Annotated in this window: 18 protein-coding genes; 13 read left to right on the top strand and 5 right to left on the bottom strand. The window is 70.2% G+C overall.

All coding sequences use genetic code 11. From position 1 onward, the window contains the following. Positions 1–52: 52 nt before the first annotated feature. Positions 53–1,447 carry a DUF1254 domain-containing protein gene (locus tag F4553_RS35840; protein ID WP_184845447.1) on the bottom strand — a complete coding sequence of 465 codons (1,395 nt, stop codon included), beginning with the start codon at positions 1,445–1,447 and terminating at the stop codon, positions 53–55. A 90-nt stretch (positions 1,448–1,537) separates the two neighbouring features. Here F4553_RS35840 and F4553_RS35835 point away from each other — a divergent pair, with 90 nt between their 5' ends. After that, complete coding sequence (locus tag F4553_RS35835) at positions 1,538–1,771, top strand: hypothetical protein (protein ID WP_184845445.1); 234 nt, start codon at positions 1,538–1,540, stop codon at positions 1,769–1,771. Then, positions 1,768–2,154: a hypothetical protein gene (locus tag F4553_RS35830; RefSeq protein WP_184845444.1), complete on the top strand. Its 387-nt coding sequence runs from the start codon at positions 1,768–1,770 to the stop codon at positions 2,152–2,154. Before F4553_RS35835 ends, F4553_RS35830 begins: the two co-directional genes overlap by 4 nt. A 93-nt stretch (positions 2,155–2,247) precedes the next feature. Here the strand turns inward: F4553_RS35830 and F4553_RS35825 are convergent, their stop codons facing one another. Beyond that, a complete protein-coding gene (locus tag F4553_RS35825; protein WP_312875519.1) occupies positions 2,248–3,465 on the bottom strand; it encodes an SLC13 family permease in 1,218 nt (405 codons plus the stop codon). Positions 3,466–3,664: 199 nt separating this feature from the next. On the opposite strand from F4553_RS35825, the gene F4553_RS35820 reads away from it, so the two are divergent. Genes F4553_RS35820 through F4553_RS35810 form a run of 3 tightly spaced genes read left to right on the top strand, consistent with a single transcriptional unit; the run spans position 3,665 to position 8,923 of the window. Then, positions 3,665–7,549: a P-loop NTPase fold protein gene (locus F4553_RS35820; protein WP_184845442.1), complete on the top strand. Its 3,885-nt coding sequence runs from the start codon at positions 3,665–3,667 to the stop codon at positions 7,547–7,549. A 41-nt stretch (positions 7,550–7,590) separates the two neighbouring features. Beyond that, entirely contained in the window at positions 7,591–8,085 is a 495-nt protein-coding gene (locus tag F4553_RS35815; protein WP_184845440.1) for an FBP domain-containing protein, read from the top strand. Between the two features lie 46 nt (positions 8,086–8,131). Further along, positions 8,132–8,923, top strand: a complete 792-nt coding sequence (locus F4553_RS35810) for an SDR family NAD(P)-dependent oxidoreductase (protein WP_184845438.1) — start codon at positions 8,132–8,134, stop codon at positions 8,921–8,923. Here F4553_RS35810 and F4553_RS35805 read toward each other — a convergent pair. Together F4553_RS35805 and F4553_RS35800 are read right to left on the bottom strand one after the other, a co-directional pair. Continuing rightward, entirely contained in the window at positions 8,920–9,678 is a 759-nt protein-coding gene (locus F4553_RS35805) for an AlkZ-related protein (protein ID WP_184845436.1), read from the bottom strand. The two genes, F4553_RS35810 and F4553_RS35805, sit on opposite strands and share 4 nt — an antisense overlap. Positions 9,679–9,711: 33 nt before the next feature. After that, on the bottom strand, positions 9,712–10,725 hold the full coding sequence (locus F4553_RS35800) for an ADP-ribosylglycohydrolase family protein (RefSeq protein WP_512698877.1): 1,014 nt from the start codon (positions 10,723–10,725) through the stop codon (positions 9,712–9,714). 159 nt (positions 10,726–10,884) lie between these two features. On the opposite strand from F4553_RS35800, the gene F4553_RS35795 reads away from it, so the two are divergent. From F4553_RS35795 to F4553_RS35760, 8 genes are all read left to right on the top strand, one after another. Then, positions 10,885–11,463: a DUF1684 domain-containing protein gene (locus F4553_RS35795; RefSeq protein WP_184845434.1), complete on the top strand. Its 579-nt coding sequence runs from the start codon at positions 10,885–10,887 to the stop codon at positions 11,461–11,463. Positions 11,464–11,721: 258 nt separating this feature from the next. Further along, positions 11,722–12,561: a nitrilase-related carbon-nitrogen hydrolase gene (locus F4553_RS35790; RefSeq protein WP_184845432.1), complete on the top strand. Its 840-nt coding sequence runs from the start codon at positions 11,722–11,724 to the stop codon at positions 12,559–12,561. A 23-nt stretch (positions 12,562–12,584) separates the two neighbouring features. Then, on the top strand, positions 12,585–13,991 hold the full coding sequence (gene hydA, locus F4553_RS35785) for a dihydropyrimidinase (RefSeq protein ID WP_184845430.1): 1,407 nt from the start codon (positions 12,585–12,587) through the stop codon (positions 13,989–13,991). Between the two features lie 15 nt (positions 13,992–14,006). After that, on the top strand, positions 14,007–15,005 hold the full coding sequence (locus F4553_RS35780; RefSeq protein ID WP_184845428.1) for a TIGR03842 family LLM class F420-dependent oxidoreductase: 999 nt from the start codon (positions 14,007–14,009) through the stop codon (positions 15,003–15,005). A gap of 19 nt (positions 15,006–15,024) precedes the next feature. Next, on the top strand, positions 15,025–15,684 hold the full coding sequence (locus F4553_RS35775; protein ID WP_184845426.1) for a hypothetical protein: 660 nt from the start codon (positions 15,025–15,027) through the stop codon (positions 15,682–15,684). A gap of 10 nt (positions 15,685–15,694) precedes the next feature. Beyond that, entirely contained in the window at positions 15,695–17,020 is a 1,326-nt protein-coding gene (locus F4553_RS35770; RefSeq protein ID WP_184845424.1) for a tetratricopeptide repeat protein, read from the top strand. Positions 17,021–17,198: 178 nt separating this feature from the next. After that, positions 17,199–17,381 (top strand): hypothetical protein, encoded by a 183-nt coding sequence (locus F4553_RS35765; RefSeq protein ID WP_184845422.1) that lies wholly within the window; start codon positions 17,199–17,201, stop codon positions 17,379–17,381. Continuing rightward, on the top strand, positions 17,378–17,575 hold the full coding sequence (locus F4553_RS35760; RefSeq protein WP_184845420.1) for a hypothetical protein: 198 nt from the start codon (positions 17,378–17,380) through the stop codon (positions 17,573–17,575). The genes F4553_RS35765 and F4553_RS35760 overlap by 4 nt, the downstream gene beginning before the upstream one ends. 79 nt (positions 17,576–17,654) lie before the next feature. Here F4553_RS35760 and metH read toward each other — a convergent pair whose 3' ends face one another. Next, on the bottom strand, positions 17,655–21,185 hold the full coding sequence (gene metH, locus F4553_RS35755) for a methionine synthase (RefSeq protein ID WP_184845418.1): 3,531 nt from the start codon (positions 21,183–21,185) through the stop codon (positions 17,655–17,657). Positions 21,186–21,198 lie beyond the last annotated feature (13 nt).

The raw sequence follows: 21,198 nt of genomic DNA, 5'->3' as shown, positions 1-21,198 counted from the left end.
TGGTTGCATCCAATTGAATTGTGCACAACCGATCTGGCCGGTGAACCAGGTCTCATACCGCGGTGATGTCGCCGAGCTTCCAGCTCTTCTCGAAGTAGGGCTCCAGCGGACCGTAGAGGCGGAAATAGCTGAACCAGTGCTTCCCCGGCAGCGTCTGCACCCAGTTGGCCTCCCGCCCCGCCGGGGCCTGCGGCCCGAAGTGCAGATCGACCGAGCCGTCGTCGTTGCGCAGCAGCTCCGCGTCCCGGGAGCCGCGATCGCCTCGCGCCTGCGGGTTGTCGATGAGGCACCGGGTCGCCGCGTCATAGACGGTGATCGACCAGAAGTTCTTCGCCGGCGGATCGGCGGGGACGTGCAGGGTGTAGTCCCTGCCGCCGTCGAGCCACGCCCCGGCGGCGTCGGTATAGGCGCCCAGGTAGGCCTGGCCCAGCCCGGGCGTCTGGCTGTTCATCGCCGCCGAGAAGGTCACCGCCTCGTAGAACCAGGCCGCCCGCTCCAGCAGCTCGTCGTAGTGCTCCGCGCGCTGGGCGGAGTTCTCCAGCTGCAGCACGTGGTCCCAGCTCCGGTCCGGCCACCATCGGGCACCCGGGAACCGCTTGGCGAAGCTGTTGGCCTGGGCGATCAGCTCCCCCGCCGCCGAGGCCTCGGTGAGGATGCAGGTGAGCCGCTCGTCGGGCGCGAAGGGCCTGCCCTTCTCGATGCCGAGCTGGTGCAGCATCGCGAGGTGGAACCGGTCCCGCTCGTCGACGATCTCCGACTGGTAGATCTCGTGCAGCCTGGCCCAGTAGTCGATGCCCCGGGGCTGGCCGCCCGACCACCGCTTGCCGTCCGGCGCGACGATCCGGGTCGGCGGCGGGTCGTCGCGCCGCGCGTAGGGATAGATGCGCACGCCGTCGACGAGCGCCTTCGACCTGGCCGGATCGGGATCCAGCGTCCGGAAGCCGAACATGATGTTCATCCCGGTCGAGGTGAGCACGTGGTAGCCCGCGATGTCGGCGGGCGGCTGCTCACCCGGCGGCACGATCAGGTGCTTGCCGCCCTCGCCCCGGTCGGGACCCATCTCGCCGAGCACGCCGAACTCGCGCTGCCAGAAGTCGGAGACCCCGCCCGCGGTCGGCCCGGCGGGCAGCTCGATCACGAGCGGCCCGGTCTCGGCGAGGTCGAAGAAGTTCAGGATGTACGGCGTGGTCGCGTTCGCCGTGATGATCCCCAGCCGGTCGGCGTACCCGGAGTAGTGGACCAGGTCGCCCGGCCCCGCCCCGAAGGTGTCCCGGTGCACCGCGCTCCACTGCGCGTAGGAGACGAGCGGCAGCGCCCAGAGGTACGCCTGCGTGGCGAGCTGGTAGTCCAGCTCGTCGAAGATCGTGGCGATCTCCTCCCGGCGTGGGAGTTCACCGTCCATGACGACGGATCCCAGTCGACCCGGCAACCCCGTGTTCGCGCTCATCCCGCCACCTTATGAGCGACACGTCGGCTGAGCAGGCAATTCACGGAAGGCCCTTTGATGATCTTATGCGACCGGTCTACACTCCCCGGTATGACCAGGAAGTTGAGCATCAGTCTCCCCGACGATGTCGCCGAGCACCTCGATCACGTGGAGAACGCGTCGGCCTACATCGCCGAGGCGATCAAGCTCCGCCGCCGCCGCGACACCACCCGCGACATGCTCAGCCGCCACGGCATCCCGGTCACCGACCAGGGCGTCGCCGCCGCCAAGACGCGCCTGCTCGACCTCGAGGCCCGCCGCCGGGCCCGCGCCGAAGCCGCGTGAGCGTCCGGCTGATCCTCGACACGTCCGCGCTGCTCGCCTACGCCGCCGCCGATCTGCGGTCCGTCGCCGTGGGCGAGCTGATCGCCACCGTGGCGGAGGACGGTGACGTCACCGGCGTACCGGCGTTGTGCCTCGTCGCCGCCGTGCGGCAGAGCCGGGGCGGTGACCGCGGTCGGCTCATCGAGCTCGCCACCACGCCCGACGGGCCGACGATCCTGCTGCCGCTGCTCGCCGACGACGTGCTCGCGGTCGCCGCGGCCTCGATCGAACAGGGCCTGGCGCACGCGGTCGCGGAGGCGGGGAAGTACCACGCGGTGCTCGCCACCTACCTCGGCGACGAGGCCCGCCGCGAACTCCCCGACGACGACATCCTCGACCTCTGACTCAAGATCGTCGCAACTCTTCAAGAGTTGTTGCTTCAGGCCGCCAGGCCTTAAGCACAACTCTTGAAGAGTTGCGACGATCTTGAGCGGTGGCTAGAGGTAGAGCAGGCTGGCGATGCTCGCGACCAGGACAGCCACGGCGGTGATGGCGCCCGTGGCCAGGAAGCGGCCCCACTTGATCTCGACACCGGCGGAGCGGCAGCGCTCCAGCCAGAGCAGGGTCGCCAGCGACGCCCACGGCGTGATCAGCGGACCGACGTTGGTGCCGATGAGCAGCCCGAAGAGCTGATCGCCGTTGGCAACCGGGATGACGTGCTCGCCGGTGAGATAGGTCGGCAGGTTGTTGAGCAGGTTGGAGAGCACCCCGCCGGTGGTCGCGGCCCGCCACACCCCGGATGCGCCGGGATCGGTGCCGATGAGCGCCGTCATCACGTGCGACAGGCCCCACTCGAAGATCGTGTCGACGACGAGGAAGAGCCCGGTCACGAAGGCGAGCAGCCGCCACGGGATCAGGCTCCACCGCAGGTGTGTGCGGTCCCAGACGGCGAACGCGACGACGAGCACGGCCGCGCAGACGGCGGCGATGGCCCAGATCGCCCAGCCGACCAGGATGCCGACGATGAAGACGAGGCAGCTGATCGAGGCCACGATGAAGAGGTTGCGGTGGCTCGGCGTGTGCGGGGCGGGCGGCGTGTAGCGCTTGGCGTTGTGCCGCCAGTAGAAGACCCACAGGCAGACGGCGACGACGACGAGCGCCGCGACCTGCGGCAGCGCCATCCGGGCCGCGAACTCCAGCGGGCGCAGGCCGATCCGGTCGGCGGCGAGCAGGTTGGTCAGGTTGGAGACGGGCAGCAGCAGGCTCGCGGTGTTGGCGAGCCACACGGTCGTCATCGCCAGCGGCAGCCGGTCCACCCCGGCGCGATAGGCCGTCGCCAGCATCACCGGCGTCAGCAGCACCGCCGTCGTGTCCAGGTTGAGGAAGATCGTGGTGAGCGCGGCGAATCCCAGGCACAGGCCGAAGAGCACGACGTTGCTGCCGCCGGCCCAGATGGTGATCCGGCTGGCGATGACGTCGAAGACCTCGGCCTGCGCGGTGAGCTCCGCGAGCACGATGACGGCGGCGAGGAAGGCGAGCAGCGGCGCGATCCGCTCCAGCGTCACCGAGGAGACGCTGGTGGGCAGCGCCCCCGTGGCGACGGCGAGCCCGCCCGCGACCAGCAGGCCGATGGCGAGCCAGTCCAGGAACTCCAGCCTGGCGAGCACGCGCCGGAACAGCGGCGGCGGCTCCGCCACCGAGGGTGCTTCGTCCACAATGTCCACCTTGCGGCGCCGTCGTGCGGTTGTCGTCTTGACCTTCACTTACCCAACACCTCGTCCCGATGAGGGATACGCCTTAACCTCACCGTCGCCAATCGGACACTCATCGCACTAATAGGACATGATATTCACGTATTGCTTCGCCAGAACGTACCGCAGCTGTGCCACACACCATGGATCACGGGGAGAGCGCATGCCGGAGGAAGCAAGGCTCGGTGGGGCCGCCGCCCACATGAAGCTCGTCCGCACCCGTGGTGAGCTGCTCCTCGCGGTCGCCCGCAGCAACGGCGTGGAGCTGCGGCGGGTCCGCAATCGCGAAGTCCAGCACGTGATCAGCCTGCCCGTCAACGCGACCTCTGTCGAGGCTCTTCCCATCGACGAGGACAACGACCACCTGCTGGTCGGCTGCGCCGACGGCCGGATCCGGATCTTCGAGCCGGACACGGGCGAACCGGTCACCACCGTCGACGTCGGCAATGGCGAGGTCTCCGACCTGGGCATCGTCCTGCACGACGACGGGACCAACGACGTCGCGGCGATCCACGACGGCGGCGTCGCGATCTGGACCGCCGCCGGGCGGGTCACGCAGCTTCCCCAGTCGGCGGGTCTCGGCACGGCCCGCGGCTACAAGCTCTGCATCTACCGGGCGTTCGACTCGCAGTGGCTCGCCTGCGCATACAGCGACGAGTCGCTCGCGGTGTGGGACCTCGGCGACCCCGGCGACGGCCCGACATCCCGGCAGACCCGGGCGCACACCGGGCAGATCTGGTCGCTCATCGCCATCGACGGCCCCGGCTCGGACTACGCCGTGGCGAGCGGCTCCGCCGACGGCACGGTGCGGATGTGGCGGCCGATCCAGGGCAACGGACTGCTGCTGGCCCGCACCCTCACCGTCGGCGCCACCGTACGCCGCCTGAGCAGCATCAACGACGGCGAAGTGCCGATGCTCGTCACCGCGGCCGCCAACGGTGCCGTGGCCCTGTGGCGGTTCGACGGCTCGACCGAGAAGCCGATGCGGCCGCTCGTGCAGCACCTCGGCGAGGCGTGGTCGCTGGCGTCCGCCGTCACCGCCGACGGCGGCATGGTGATCGCCTCCGGCGACATGCACGGCGGTGTCGAGGTGACCCAGCTGCGGACCGACGCGATCAGCGACCGGACCGGCCGGGACCTCTACCGCGCCAACGGCACCGCCTGGGTCGCCGCGTCCGGCGTCACCCCGGACGGCGCCTACATCGCGTGCGCCGGGGTGGACCAGATGGTGCACGTCCTGGGCCCCGATGCCGGCTCGACCGCGCCGGTGATCGACATGCACGGACACATCAGCACCGTGCGCTCGCTCGCCTCGGCGGGCAACGCCCTGGACCCGCACCTGATCAGCGGCGGCGCCGACCGGCGGGTGATCGACTGGGACCCGCTCACCGGGGACCTGCGCCGCGAGCTGCCGCTGGGCCACCAGGGCGAGGTGTGGGCGCTCACCACCTTCCTGATGCGCGGCACCCAGTACGCCGCCAGCGGCAGCGCCGACGGCACGGTCCGGATGTGCCCGCTCACCAGCGGCGGACCCACGATCCTCGCCGCCGACGCGGGCGCCGTCAACGCGATCGTGGCGACCCCGGCGGGCGAGGACACCCTGCTCACGGTCGCCTCCAACCGGGGTGTCCGGGTCATCTCCGCCCTCGCCTCGACGACGCTGCACACCGTCTCCACCATCCAGGTCTCGGCCGCCTGCGAGGTCTTCGACGGCAACCGCCACCTCGTCATCACCGCCCGCCCGCACGGCGAGACCTGCGTCATCGACATCATCGACCCGGTCGCGGGCGCGATCACGTCGAGCTTCCGCTACACCCACTCCAGTACGCAGGTATCGGCGCTCGCCGCCGCCCGCATCGGCGACGACGTGCTGATCTTCGGCGGCTGCGACGACGGCCAGATCCTGGTCTGGCAGATCGACGGCGCCCTCGTGGGCAAACCGGCCCGCTGCGGCAACTCGACCGTGCGCTCGATGGGCATCGCCGAGGTCGGATTCGCCCCGCTGAGCAGCGGCGGGACCATCAACGTCCCGGCGGTCTTCGCCGCCAACGACGACGGCCTGGTCCGGATCTGGCCGATCGCCACCGGCAGCCTGCTGCGGTCCGGCGGCTCCATCGGTGCCGAGGTCCACCCCGCGTCGATCCTGCTGCAGGACCAGCCGACCGACATCGACTCGCTGTCGCGGGCCGAGCTCGTCGAGACGATCCACGACGTGCTGATGTCGTCGAGCACGAAGCCGCCCGTCGTGATCGGCGTGCACGCGCCGTGGGGCCAGGGCAAGTCCAGCGTGCTGCGGCAGCTGCGCTACCGGCTCGACCCGACGGCGGGCGCCGATCCCGACCACGCGCAGGGCCAGGGCGACCTCGCCGAGCACACCCACGAGCTCGTCCCCATCGGCAAGGACATCCCCGGCCGGATCCGGCGCCGGCTCTGGGGCGGACCGGTCCGCACCCGGCTGACCCGGGCGTGGGCGTGGCGGCAGGTGCAGAAGCCGCCGGGCAAGCAGTCCCTGGGCTACGAGATGCGCCCCCGCACCGATCTGACGGCGCCGTCGGCGATCACGATCTGGTTCAACCCCTGGATGTACGAGACACCCGAGCAGGTCTGGGCCGGCCTCACCCGGGAGATCCTGACCGGCATCACCGACCGGCTCCCGGCACCGCAGCGCGAGCGGCTCTGGTTCGACCTCAACCTGCGCCGCACCGACCCCGCATCGATGCGCAAACGGATCCTGGCCAGCTACATCCCGCGTACCCTCCTGGGAATGGTCGTGGCTCTCATCGCCACGGTCATCGTGGTCGTCGCGGTCTCGGCGATGGCGGTCACCGCCGTCCGGACGCTGGACCTGACCGCGCTGATCGGTTCCTCCGCCGTGATCATCCTGACGGTGCTGGGATTTCTCGCCAACATCACCATGTCGAGCTTCAGCAAGGTGCGCAGCTGGATGGCGCCCGGCGTGCTCAACCGGCCCACCGCGCACGGCGTCTCCGCGGCGCACCACGGCGACAGCGAGTGGAAGGCGACCCGCGACCCGATGGAGTCGGGCCAGCGCGGCTACCTCTACATGCTCCAGCACGACGTGGGCGAGGTGCTCGACCTCGCCACCCGGCGCTCGCCCGTCGTCATCCTCATCGACGACCTCGACCGCTGCGGGCCGCCGATCGTCGCCGACACCGTCGAGGCGGTCAACCTCTTCCTCAACAAGGCCTTCGGGCCGTGCCACTTCGTCATCGCCCTCGACCCGGCGACCGTCGCGGCGCAGCTGGAGACGGTCTATGACTCGATCCGTCGGCGCGCCAACGACGACCCGTCGAGCTTCGGCCACCTGCAGCACACCGGCTGGCGGTTCATGGAGAAGATCCTGGACCTGCCGATCCGGCTGCCGCGCGTCCGCGACCAGGCGATCTCGACCTACCTCGACCGGCTGCTCGACTCCACCAACGGCCACCACCCGCCGACGACCGCGCCGCCGATCAGCCCCAGCCCGGTCTCCACCCCGCCGAAACCGGCCACGCGCGCCGAGCGCAAGGCCGCGCGGCTCGCCGACGGGGAGCTCGATCTCGACGTCGGCGGCGACGGCGCCGCCGGGGTCCAGCTCGCCGAGAGACTCGAAAAACTCCCGCCGGTACGCCTGGCGCTGCGCACCGCCGTGCTCACCCTGCCGGCCCGCAACCCCCGCCAGACCAAGGCCTTCATCAACCTGTGGCGCTTCTACATGGTCCTCGACTACCGCACCGGCTACCTCAGCAGCAGCCTCAGCGCGATCGAGAAGCACAGCATCGAGATGGCCCGGTTCGTGGAGCTGATGGTGCGCTGGCCGTGGCTGCTCGACGCGCTCGGCGCGCATCGGGGCGAGGAGGTGGCGGCGCGGCGCACGATCCTGGCGGAGCTGCTCGACGCGTGCGGCGACGACGACCGCTGGTCGGAGACGATCGAGTCGGCCGGGCTCGACCCGCGCGACACCGCGATCCAGGGGCTGCGCAACCTGTTCCGGCGGCCGGGCACCGACTCGGAGGTGTTCGCGTCGATCGCCGTCCGCTACCTGTAATTCGGTCGAGCCGAGCAGGTGGGGTGGGTATCGTCGTGATCATGCGACCCCTCACCGAGCCGGAGCTGCGACGCAGCCTCACCAACAGCACCAGGGGCGAGGCGAACGCGATGACCCTGCCGAAGGGCTTCGGCGACTTCGACTGGGCCGAGCTGGAGATGCTGGGCTGGCGCGACCCGAAGATCCCGCAGCGCGGCTACGTCGTCGGCTGGGACGGCGACGCCCCGGTCGGCCTGCTCCTCAAGGCCGCGGAGTCGAAGATGTCGCAGCGCCGGGCGGCGATGTGCTTCCTCTGCCGGTGTGTCGTCACCGCCGACAACGTGTCGCTGTTCACCGCCCGCCGCCCCGGTGCCGCCGGGCGCAACGGCAACACGGTCGGCACCTACATCTGCGCCGACCTCGCCTGCTCCGCCAATCTGCGGGCGGAGCTGCAGCCGACCCGGGCCATGCCCGACCCGTCGGCGGCGATCGCGCAGCGGGGAACGGAGCTGACGGCGAGGCTCTCCGCCTTCATCGATGATGTTCTCCGACCGTAATCTCGCGGTCGTTGTGGATCCACCGATCCGACTGTATGAATGATCAATGAATCGTGTGGCAGTGGTGACGGGCGGTGCCGGTGCGATCGGCGCGGCCATCTCGCGCAGGTTGAGCAGCCGGGGATACACCGTCGTCGTGGCGGATCTCAACGGTGACGCCGCGCGGGCACTCGCCGACGAGATCGGCGGCACGGCGGTCACCTCCGACGCCAGCGACTTCGAGCAGAACCGCGCGCTCTTCGCCCACGCCGTCGAACGCCACGGCCGGCTCGACCTCGCCGCGCTCACCGTCGGCATCAACTCCGGTCAGCCCGCCCACACGCCGCTGGACCCCGTCGGCTACCGCCGGACCGTCGCGGTCAACGTCGACAGCGTGGTCTTCGGCATCGAGGCAGCCACACCCGCGCTCATGGCCGGTGGCGGCGCCATCGTGGTGGCCTGCTCGCTGGCGGCGCTCGCCCCCGAGCAGAGCAACCCCGTCTACACCCTCACCAAGAGCGCGGTGCTCGGCTATGTGCGGGCGATGGCGATCCCGCTGAGTCAACACGGCATCACCATCAACGCGATCTGTCCGGCCTTTGTCGACACACCGATGCTCGGCACGACCCGGCATTTCCTGGAGGACCAGCAGTTTCCGCTGCTCACTCCCGATGACATCGCCGCGACGGTCGACAGTGCCGCGCACGGCGGGCGCAGTGGCGAGGCCTGGGCCCTCGTCGCCGGGCAGCCGCCGACCCGCTATGACTTCCCGGCGATCCCGCCGACGCTCAACCGCGACGGCACCCCGGCCATGCTCGTCATCCCCGCTCCGGCACCGCGCGTCGCGAGCACCTCCTAGATCCGGTAGACGCCGTCGGTCAGGCGGGCTCGATCCGCCGCCACGAGAGCGTCCAGCGCCGCCCGCGCCGATCCGGCATCCCAGCCGAAGGCTCGGGCGAGCTGTGCCGGTCGAGCCGCCAGCACCGTACCCACGAAGACGCCGGCGGCCTCGACGCGGTCGGCACCACCGCCGACCTCGAAGCGGCGGGCCGTGAGGTCGATGACGGTGGCCGGCCACCCGCTGCGCTGCTCGTGCACACCGGCGGCGGTGACGAGCAGCTGGCGGTGCAGCTCCGTGATGGCCCGGTCGTAGCGGTTGCGGTCGCCGACGAGCTCGCGCAGCACCGACGACGGCAGCGGCCCGGTGAGCAGCGCGTCGGCGATCCGGTGCGCCTCGCGGCCGAGGTCGCAGCGGCGGTGGTCGTCGAGGTCGCCGTCGCCCGGGTAGAGCAGGTTGAGCACGGACGGGGAGAGCAGCGACGCCCGGCGGAAGAGGAACTTGCCCGACCAGGCCGCCCCGGCGAGCGGCAGCGCGTCCTTCCACGTCCAGCAGGTCGACTCGGCCTCGCCCATGCCGCCGGACCAGGCGACCGCGTCGGGACCGGCGACCGCCTCGTAGAGCGACGGCGCGACGACGCCCGCGGCGGGGAAGAGCAGGGCGAACCCCACGCTCTCGATGAACCGGGAGGCGGCCGTCACCGACGCCAGGCGGCGCGCGGGCAGCCAGCGCCTCCCGCGTGCCCGGGCCAGCTCAAGGTCGTCATCTGCAGCCACCCGCGCAGCCTAACGCCACCCACCGACACCGGCTCAGTCCCAGGCGCGGCCGATCCGGTCGAGCTCGGCGGCGTACTCGATGCGCTCCGCCCACTCGGCCGGCCACGCGCCCATGCCGTGGGCGGCTCCGGCGAACGCGCCCGCCAGGCACGCGATCGAGTCCGAGTCACCCGAGGTCGCCGCCGCCCGCCCCAGCATCGCCACCGGCTCGGACTCGAAGAGCAGGAAGCAGTGCAGCGCGGTCGCGAACGCCTCCTCGGCGATCCAGCCCGCCCCGGTCGCCAGGCACGGGTCGGCGGTCCGGTCGGGGGCCGCCAGCGCCGCGTCGAGCCGGTCCAGCACGCCCAGGCACTCGTCCCAGCCGCGCGCGATGAACGACGCCTCGCTCGTCTCCCCCGGCCGCTGCCACAGGTCGCCGAGCCAGTCGCCCCGGTAGACCTCGCGCTGCTCGCGGCAGCGCTCGCGCAACGCGCGCGGCAGCTCCCGGGGCGCCAGCCCGTTCACGAGCAGATGCACCGTGTACGCCGTGAGCTCGCTCGCCGCCAGCGCCGTCGGGTGCCCGTGCGTCATGGCTGCCTGGAGCTGTGCCGCGCCCGCCCGTTCCGCGCCGGAGAGCCCCGGTACCAGCCCCACCGGGGTGACCCGCATGTTGGCGCCGCACCCCTTGGACCCCTGCTCGGTGGCGAGCACCCACGGTCGGCCGTCGCCGAGCCGCCCGATGGCGCGCATGCAGGTCATCCCGGGTGCCCGGTTGTTCTCGTCGGACGCCGCCCAGTGCAGGAACCTGCCCCGGGTCCGCGGTTCGAGCCGCTGCGGTGTCAGCGGTCGCTCTTCCAGCGCGCTGAGCAGCGCATCGGCGACGGCGAGCCCCATCTGGGTGTCGTCGGTGACGAGGGCCGGGTCGCCGTCGAGCTCCTGGGGCCCGCCGACGCCGTAACGGTCGAGGATCTCCTCGTAGCGCAGGAACTCCGTCGGCTTGCCGAGCGCATCCCCGTACGCCAGCCCGAACATGGATCCGCTGGCCCGCCGTACCACCGCTTGAGTCACCCGCCGACCCTAACCTGAACTTTAATGCTGGACACGCCGGCAAAAGTGCAACCAAAGTCAGGATCGACTTCTCACGCAACGTGATCCTGACTTTTGTTGCACTTTTGCCGGCGTGTCCAGCATTAAAATTCAGGAGGGGGGACGGGTTACGGTGGCCTGGTGGACGCACTCGATCTCGCCGACTGGCGTGAGCAGGTTGCCCGGCTCTACCTCTCCCCCGTCGATCTCGACGGATTCCGTACGGCCCGTGACGAGCTCTTCGCCACCCACCCCCAGTCGCCGGTGCCGCCCGGTTCGCGGGGGCCGTCCTACTTCCCGGCGAGCACGGACGCGATCGTGGAGGTCGCACTGGTTCCGGCCGACGGCGAGACCAGCATCGACACCGGCGGGCCGGACGGGGTGGTGCGCTACCGGCGGGTCGCCATCGCGCCCACGCCGTGGGGCCCGCTGACCCTGTGGTGGATCAACGCCTACGCCGGCGGGCTCTTCCTGCCGTTCCGCGACGGCACCTGCGGCAACGAGACCTACGGCGGCGGTCGCTACCTCACCGACACCGCGAAGGGCACCTTCGGCCGGGGCGTGACGGTGCTCGACGGCGACCGGGTGCGGCTGGACTTCAATTACGGATACAACCCGAGCTGTGCCTACGACGACCGGTGGGCGTGCCCGCTCGCCCCGGCGGAGAACACGGTCGCCGCGCCGATCCGGGCCGGGGAGCTCGCCTACCACCACCGCTGACCGCCCCGCCCGCAACAGCCGAGATCGCCGCAACTCTTGAAGAGTCGGTGCTTTAAAGCACCGACTCTTCAAGAGTTGCGGCGATCTTCGTGCTCACGGGGGGTTGATCATTGATGACTGCAGATTCCGTGAATCGTTGTCTCACTCGACTCACCTCATTAATGTTCTGTTATCAGCCTGTCCCTGCGCCCTTCGGACCGCTCCTGATGGTTATCTGGAACGAACCGCTGAGCAGGAAAAACGAGGAGGCGAGCACCGGTGACGAACAGCATCCGCGCCGCCCTGGTCCAGACCACGTGGACCGGCGACAAAGAGTCCATGATCAAAGCCCACGAGGAGTACGCACGCCAGGCCGCCGCGCAGGGCGCGAAGGTGATCTGCTTCCAGGAGCTGTTCTACGGCCCCTACTTCTGCCAGGTGCAGGACCCGCAGTTCTACTCCTACGCGGAGTCGGTTCCGGGGCCCACCACCGAGCGGTTCCAGGCTCTCGCCGCGGAGCTCGGCATGGTGATGATCCTCCCGATGTACGAGCAGGAGCAGCCCGGCGTCCTCTACAACACCGCTGCCGTCGTCGACGCGGACGGCAGCTACCTGGGGAAATACCGCAAGACGCACATCCCGCAGGTGAAGGGCTTCTGGGAGAAGTTCTACTTCCGGCCGGGCAACCTCGGCTACCCGGTCTTCGACACCGCGGTGGGGCGGATCGGCGTCTACATCTGCTATGACCGGCACTTCCCGGAGGGCTGGCGGGCGCTGGGGCTCGCCGGTGCGCAGATCGTGTTCAACCCGTCGGCGACGAGCCGGGGGCTCTCGTCCTACCTGTGGAAGCTGGAGCAGCCCGCCTCGGCGGTCGCCAACGAGTATTTCATCGGCGCCATCAACCGGGTCGGCATCGAGGACCTGGGCGACGACGACTTCTACGGCACGAGCTACTTCGTCGACCCGGAGGGCAAGTTCGTCGGCGAGCCCGCGGACGCGTACCAGGCGGAGCTCGTTGTTCGTGATCTTGATCTTGACCTGCTCGCCGAGGTGCGGGACCGCTGGGCGTTCTACCGCGACCGCCGGCCCGACGCCTACGGACCGCTGACCCAGGCCTGACCGCCCACCGCAGAGGGAGCACCGTGACCATACTCATCACCGGTGGAATCGTTGTCACGAGCACCGGACCCTACCCCGCCGACGTGCTCGTCGAGGGCGAGACGATCACCGCGCTCTTCGCACCCGGCCGCGCCCCCGAGATCGCCGACGCGCAGGTCATCGACGCGACCGGGAAGTATGTCATCCCCGGCGGCATCGACGCGCACACGCACATGGAGCTGCCCTTCGGCGGCACCTTCGCCTCCGACACCTTCGACACCGGCACGAAGGCGGCGGCGTTCGGCGGCACCACCACGATCATCGACTTCGCCGTGCAGCGCACCGGGGAGAACGTGCACGAGGGGCTCGCCGCCTGGCACGCGAAGGCCGACGGCGAGTGCCACGTCGACTACGGCTTCCACATGATCATCGGTGGCGTCGACGACGAGTCGCTCACGGCGATGGACGCGCTCGTCGAGTCCGAGGGGATCAGCAGCTTCAAGCTCTTCATGGCCTATCCCGGCGTCTTCTACAGCGACGACGGCCAGATCCTGCGAGCGATGCAGAAGGCCCGCGACAACGGCTCGATGATCATGATGCACGCCGAGAACGGCATCGCCATCGACGTCCTCGTCCAGCAGGCGCTCGCGCGCGGCGAGACCGACCCGATCTACCACGGCATCACCCGCCCGGCGGAGCTGGAGGCCGAGGCGACCCGGCGCGCCATCTCCCTCGCCAAGGTCGCGCAGGACACCCCGCTCTACATCGTGCACCTGTCGGCGTCGGAGGCGCTCGCGGCCGTCGCGGAAGCTCGCGACGCCGGGCGCAACGTCTTCGCCGAGACCTGCCCGCAGTACCTCTACCTGACCCTGGAGGACCAGCTCGGCGCGCCCGGCTTCGAGGGCGCCAAGTGGGTCTGCTCCACTCCGCTGCGCAGCAGGCACGAGCCGCACCAGCGCGACCTGTGGCGCGGGCTGCGCAGCAACGACCTCGCGATCGTCTCCACCGACCACTGCCCCTTCTGCTTCAAGGACCAGAAGGAGCTCGGCCTCGGCGACTTCTCCAAGATCCCCAACGGGATCGGCGGCGTCGAGCACCGCGTCGACCTGCTCTATCAGGGTGTCGTCGACGGGCAGCTGTCGCTGGAGCGCTGGGTCGAGACGATCGCCACCACCCCGGCCCGGATGTTCGGCCTCTACCCCCGCAAGGGCGTCATCGCGCCGGGCTCCGACGCCGACATCGTGCTCTACGACCCCGCCGGGCGGACCCGGATCAGCGTCGAGACCCACCACATGAACATGGACCACTCCGCCTACGAGGGCTACGAGATCGCCGGGAAGGTCGACACCGTCATCTCCCGCGGCACCGTCGTCGTCAGCGGCGGCGAATACCACGGCCGCAAGGGCCACGGCCGCTACCTGCCCCGCGGCCTGTCCACCTACCTGGTCTGAGAAAGGGGATCTGGAATGGACATCGGCGTCGTCTTCCAGCTCGACCCGCCCGCCAAGCAGATCGTCGAGTACGCCCAGCGGGCCGAGGCGGCCGGGTTCAGCCACGTCTGGTCGTTCGACTCGCACCTGCTGTGGCAGGAGCCGTACGTCATCTACAGCCAGATCCTCGCCCACACCGAACGCGTCATCGTCGGCCCGATGGTGACCAACCCCGGTACCCGGGACCTCACCGTCACCGCCAGCACCTACGCCACCCTCAACGAGCTGTTCGGCAACCGCACCATCTGCGGCATCGGCCGCGGCGACTCCGCTCTGCGTACGCTCGGCCTGCCCCCCGTCGGGCTCGCCGAGCTGCGCGAGTCGGTCGAGGTGATCCGCGAGCTCGCCAACGGCCGCGAGATCACCTACCGGGGCAACACGCTGCGGTTCCCCTGGGTCGCCGACTCCCGGCTCGATGTCTGGGTCGCCGCCTACGGCCCCAAGGCGCTCAAGCTCACCGGCGAGGTGGCCGACGGGTTCATCCTGCAGCTCGCCGACCTCGACATCGCCGAGTGGATGATCACGGCGGTTCGCCGCGCCGCAGCCGAAGCCGGGCGGGACCCGGCGTCGGTGAAGTTCTGTGTCGCCGCGCCCGCCTACGTCGGCGACGACCTCGAGCACCAGCGCGACCAGACCCGCTGGTTCGGCGGCATGGTCGGCAACCACATCGCCGACATCGTCGCCCGCTACGGCGACTCGTCCGGTGCCGTACCGAAGGCGCTGAGCGACTACATCAAGGGCCGGCAGGGCTACGACTACACCGAGCACGGACGGGCGGGCAACACGCACGCCGAGTTCGTCCCCGACGAGATCGTGGACCGGTTCTGCGTCCTCGGGCCGGCCGCCGCCCACGTCGAGAAGCTGACCGCGCTCCGCGACATCGGCGTCGACCAGTTCGCCGTCTACCTCCAGCACGACGACAAGGACCACACCCTCGACGTGTACGGGCACACGGTGATCCCCGCGCTGCGATGAGAGCGGTTAACCTGCCCCGGTGAGCTTCGGCTGCTTCGCCCGGAAGGTGCGTGACCCCTCGCTCCCGCACGCGTGGCGGGTCGCGGCTCTTCGCTGCTGCGTACAGCTCTACCGGCCGATCGGATTCCACGCGACGCTGGCGTTCCTCGCCGACGTCGCCGGGCCCTACCAGCGCGATGAGGCCGCCCTGCTGCGCGCGCTGGAGATCCTGATCGTGAGCAGGCGGGCCTGGCAGGCCGACGTGCGCGCCTACGCCGAGACGCGGCGGCAGGCGAAACGCCAGGGCCGGCGCAGTCCCCGCCCGGGTGACCGCAACCCGGATCACACCCCCGACCACTGGTACGGCGCACCGCAGCAGGCCGCACTGCACGCCCTCGGATCGTGGCACCGCCCCTTCGTACCCGACCCGAAAACGCCCGACCGGACCGGCGCCGCCGTGCTCACCTGCGCGGCGGCGGCCCTCGCGTCGGACGGCTCGCTCACGCCGGAGCAGCAGCGGTCGCTGCTCGACAGCATCGCCGAGCTGCAGGAACGGCTGCGTCGTCCCGGCCGCCACCGGGACGACAGCGTGGCCCACAAACGCGACCGGGACCTGCTGCGGCTGGCAATGCTGGCCGCCGCCGCGTCGCCTGCCGCCGCGGCCCTCAGCCATCCGGGGGGATCGACAGCCGTCAGGTAACGTGCCGGGCGTGACGGGCCACGTGTTCCTCAGCTACAGCCACGCCAGCGACTCGGTCTACGTGCACCAGCTGGCGGACCACCTGATCGCGGCCGGGATCCCGACCTGGTTCGACCGCGACATCATCACCGGCGCCCGGTGGGAGCGCGTCATCCGCGAGCAGATCGACACCTGCGCCGCCTTCGTCGTCGTCATGACTCCGCAGGCCGAGGAGTCGGAGTGGATCGCCCTGGAGATCAACCGGGCCGCCCTGATGCGGCGGCCGATCCTGCCGCTGCTGCTCAGCGGCGATGTCTTCTTCCGGCTCAGCACGGTCCAGTTCGAGGCGGTGACCGGCGGGCGGATGCCCTCGGCCGCCTTCCTCGACCGGCTCCGCGCACACCAGGCACCACCGGTGGAGAGCCCCGAGGTCGACCGGCTGAGGACCCGGCACCGGGAGGCACACAAGTCCCTCGATCGAGGCGCCTACGCCGAGGCGGCGGGACTCTACCGGCGGCTCGTCGACGACTCGACCCGGACGCTGGGCGCCGACCACCCGGACACCCTGCTCGCGCGGCACCAGCTCGCCTTCACCATCGGCAGGCTCGGCGACCGGGCCGGCGCGATCGAGCTCCTCGCGGACGTGGTCGCCGACCGGACCCGGGTCCTCGGCGCCGACCATGTCCTCACGCTCAGCTCGCGCTCCCTGCTCGCGGTGCAGATCCGCAACGGCGGCGACCCGGCCGAATCCGCGCGCCTGCTCCGAGGCGTCGTCGCCGACCAGACCCGGGTCCTCGGCGCCGACCACAGCAGGACCCTGTCGTCCCGCCACGCCCTCGCCGCCGACATCGGGTCCACCGGCGACCGGGCCGAGGCGATCCGGCTGCTGCGCGGCGTGATCGCCGACCGGACCCGGGTCCTGGGGGCCGATCACCACGCCACTCTCCGGTCCCGCTACGCCCTCGCCCAGAACGTCGGCGGGAGCGGTGATCACGCCGAGGCCGCCCGGCTGCTGCGGGAGCTCGCCGACGACTACAGCCGCGTGCTCGGCGCCGATCACCGCAGCGCGCTGGAAGCGCGGTACGGCCATGCCCACCACGTCGGGGAGAGCGGCGACCGGGCCCAGGCGGTCACGCTGCTACGGGACCTCGTGGCGGACTCCACCCGGGCGCTCGGGGCGGCGCACGCCTACACATTGGACTCCCGGCACCTGCTCGCCGTGAACGTCGGGCTGGCCGGCGATCGGGCGGAGGGACTGCGATTGATGCGCGCGGTCGCCACCGACCGGAGCATGGCATTCGGCCCGGAGCACGACAGCACGCTGCAGAGCGAGCGCTGGGTGGAACGATTCGCGTGATCGCGTTGCCGCCGGGATGCTGCCCGGGCCGGCTCACAACGCGTTCTTGCACGATTTTCGCTGGGCGGTCCTGCCGTCGGCAGCGGTGCCACGAGACCGCACCTCCGGATTGCCGCGCCGTCCATCGTGGATATACATTGCATGACAACTATAGGTAGCTGGTGGAAGAGGTGAGATCGTGGACGATGAGCACATCAAGGACGAGTTCCAGAGGATGAAGCTGACTGCGGCAGTTGAGCGGGCGCGCGGTTTCATCAGCCAGTATGAAGAGGGGCTGGCGTTCTATCGCCGCCAGCTAGAGGATACTCGGTATGAGCTAGGTCGCTTGGATGAGCGGCTGGGAGGAGGACAGGCGGCATGACCGTTGAGGAGCACTTCGCGGCACTGCGCGAGATCGAGCGCCGCGATCACGAGGAGTTCGTGGCGATGATCCAGGGCTGGCTGTCCGAGGCCGTGGCTGCCGGGGACGAGGTAAGCGCTCGTCGGCACCGTGAGCACCTCACCCGCCTGGAGGCCATCCCGAAGCCGTGGGAGCCGCAGCAGCGCGCCGCCTAGCCGATTCGACACGGGCAACACTGACCGAGAACGCCGTCAAGATTTCTTGACGGCGTTCTTTTCGGTACGAGTCCAACTCCTACTTCGCGTTGAAGTAGTTCGCCTCCGGGTGGTGGACGATGATCGCGTCCGTCGCCTGCTCCGGGTGCAGCTGGAACTCCTCGGACAGCTCCACGCCGATCCGCCCCGCGTCCAGCAGCGACACGATCTTGGCGCGGTCCTCCAGCTCCGGGCAGGCCGGGTAGCCGAACGCGTACCGGCAGCCGCGGTAGTCGTTCTTCAGGATCCCCGCCAGGTCCGTCGGGTCGTCCGACGCCACGGTCCGGCCGTTGGCCAGCGCCAGCTCCCGGCGGACGCGCTGGTGCCAGTACTCCGCGAGCGCCTCGGTCAACTGCACGGAGAGCCCGTGCACCTCCAGGTAATCCCGGTAGGCGTTCGCCGCGAAGAGCTTGTTGGCATATTCGCTGACCGGGTGCCCGACCGTCACCAGCTGCATCCCCACGACGTCGAGCTCGCCGGACTCCTTCGGCTTGAAGAAGTCGGCCAGGCACAGCCGCCGCTCCTGCCGCTGCCGCGGGAAGGTGAACCGGGTCTCCTGGCCGCCGTCGTGCAGCACGACCAGGTCATTGCCCTCCGAGTACGCCTGGAAGAACCCGTAGACCACCGCCGACTCCAGCACCTGCTCGGAGGCGAGCCGGTCGAGCCAGTAACGCAGCCGGGGACGGCCCTCGGTCTCCACCAGCTCCTCATAGGACGGGCCCTGGCCTGCCCTGGCCCCCTTGAGGCCCCACTGGCCGAGGAAGAGAGCCCGCTCGTCCAGCATCGACGCGTAGTCGCTGAGGACCAGGCCCTTGACGACCCGGCTGCCGAGGAAGGACGGCGTCGGGACCTCGACATCGAGGGCGACATCACTGCGTACCGTCGCGTCATAGAGATCGGGGAGATCGGCCGTGACCTGCGCGCGGTGCTTCTCCCGACGGGCCCGGCGCTCGGCGAGCTTCGCCTCGCGCTCCTCGTCGACGACCGCGACCCCGCCGCGCTTGGCGGTCATCACCTTGTCCATCAGAGCGAGGCCCTCGAAGGCGTCGCGGGCGTAGTGCACCTCGCCGCCCTCGAAGAGGTCGCGCAGGTCGTCCTCGACGAAGGAGCGGGTCAGCGCGGCGCCGCCGAGCATCACCGGGAACCGGCTGTGCAGGCCGCGGGCCAGCATCTCGGCCAGATTCTCCTTCATGATGACGGTGCTCTTCACCAGCAGGCCGGACATGCCGATCGCGTCGGCGCGGTGCTCCTCGGCGGCGTCGAGGATCGCGTTGATCGGCTGCTTGATGCCGATGTTGACGACCGTGTAGCCGTTGTTGCTCAGGATGATGTCGACGAGGTTCTTGCCGATGTCGTGCACGTCGCCCTTGACCGTGGCGAGCACGATCGTGCCCTTGCCCTCGCCCTCGGCCCGCTCCATGTGCGGCTCCAGGTAGGCGACCGCGGTCTTCATCACCTCGGCCGACTGGAGCACGAACGGGAGCTGCATCTGGCCGGAGCCGAAGAGGTCGCCGACCGTCTTCATGCCCTCCAGCAGGATGTCGTTGATGATCGACAGGGCGCTGCGCTGGGTGAGCGCGGTGTCGAGGTCGGCCTCGAGGCCGTTGCGCTCGCCGTCGACGATGCGCCGGGCCAGCCGCTCGTCGAGCGGGAGCTGCATCAGCTCCTCGGCCCGGGAGGCCCGCGCCGACGCGACGTCGACGCCCTCGAAGAGGTCGAGGAAGCGGGTCAGCGGGTCGTAGGTGACCTGGCCGTCCGCATCGTATTCGCGGCGGTCGTAGACCATGTCGAGGGCGACGGTGCGCTGCTCCTCGGGGATCCGGGCCATCGGCAGGATCTTGCTCGCGTGCACGATGGCGCTGGTCAGACCGGCCTCGACGCACTCGTTGAGGAAGACCGAGTTGAGCACCTGCCGTGCGGCCGGGTTGAGGCCGAAGGAGATGTTGGAGACGCCCAGCGTGAAGTTGATGCCGGGGTGCAGCCGGGTGATCTCCTTGATCGCCTCGATCGTCTCGATGCCGTCGCGGCGGGTCTCCTCCTGGCCGGTGGCGATCGGGAAGGTCAGGCAGTCGACGAGGATGTCCTCGATCCGCATGCCCCAGTTGCCGGTCAGGTCCTCGATGAGCCGGGTCGCGACCCGCACCTTCCACTCGGCGGTGCGGGCCTGGCCCTCCTCGTCGATGGTGAGCGCGACCACGGCCGCGCCGTGCTCCTTGACCAGGGGCATCATCCGGGCGAAGCGCGAGGTGGGGCCGTCGCCGTCCTCGTAGTTCACCGAGTTGACGATCGACCGGCCGCCGAGCATCTCCAGGCCGGCCTCGATGACGTTGGGCTCGGTCGAGTCCAGCATGATCGGCAGCGTCGAGGCGGTGGCGAAGCGCCCGGCGAGTTCGCGCATGTCGTCGGCGCCGTCGCGGCCGACGTAGTCGATGCAGAGGTCGAGCAGGTGGGAGCCGTCGCGGGCCTGGTCGCGGGCGATCTCGATGCACGCGTTGTAGTCACCGCCGAGCATCGCCTCCCGGAACGCCTTGGAACCGTTGGCGTTGGTCCGCTCCCCCACCATCAGCACGCTGGCGTCCTGCTGGAACGGCACGTGGTGGTAGAGCGACGCGATGCCGGGCTCGCGCTCCGGCTGCCGCACCGTCGGGGTGGCGCCGTGCAGCTTCTCGACGACCTGGCGGATGTGCTCCGGGGTGGTGCCGCAGCAGCCGCCGATCAGCTGCGCGCCGTACTCCTTGACGAACCGGTCCAGCGCCTCCGCCAGCTCCGCGGGGGTCAGCGGATAGTGGGCGCCGTCCGCGGTCAGCTGCGGCAGGCCGGCGTTGGGCATGACGCTGATGGGTACGCGGCCGTGCTTGGACAGGTAGCGCAGGTGCTCCGACATCTCCGCCGGTCCCGTGGCGCAGTTCATGCCGAGCAGGTCGATGCCGAGCGGCTCCAGTGCCGTCAGCGCCGCACCGATCTCACTGCCCAGCAGCATCGTGCCGGTCGTCTCGACGGTCACCTGGCAGACGAGGGCGATCTCCAGCCCGCTCGCCGCGATGGCCCGCTTGGCACCGATGACGGCGGCCTTGGTCTGCAGCAGGTCCTGGCAGGTCTCGACGAGGATCGCGTCGGCACCGCCGTCGATCAGACCCGCCGAGTTGATCTGGTACGCGTCGCGCAGCTTCGCGTACGGCATGTGCCCCAGCGTCGGCAGCTTCGTTCCCGGGCCGACCGAGCCGATCACGAACCGCCGCCGGTCGGCGGTCGAGTAGCCGTGCGCGACCTCCTTGGCGATCGCCGCACCCGCCTTGGAGTATTCATAGATCTTGTCGGCGATCTCGTACTCGCCGAGCGCGGCGAGATTGGCGCCGAACGTGTTGGTCTCGACGCAGTCCGAACCCGCCGCGAAGTACGCGTCGTGGACCGAACTGACGATGTCGGGGCGGGTGACGTTGAGGACCTCGTTGCAGCCCTCGTAGCCCGCGAAGTCGTCCATCGTGGGGTCGGCGGCCTGAAGCATCGTGCCCATGGCACCGTCGGCGATGAGAATGCGGTCACGCAGGGCGGCAAGAAAAGCGTTCGTCACCCTCCCAGCCTAA

It is taken from the genome of Allocatelliglobosispora scoriae (assembly GCF_014204945.1).
GTDB classification, from domain to species: domain Bacteria; phylum Actinomycetota; class Actinomycetes; order Mycobacteriales; family Micromonosporaceae; genus Allocatelliglobosispora; species Allocatelliglobosispora scoriae.
The sequence above is the reverse complement of the archived record's forward strand: the minus strand, read 5'-3'. Positions and strand labels throughout refer to the sequence as shown.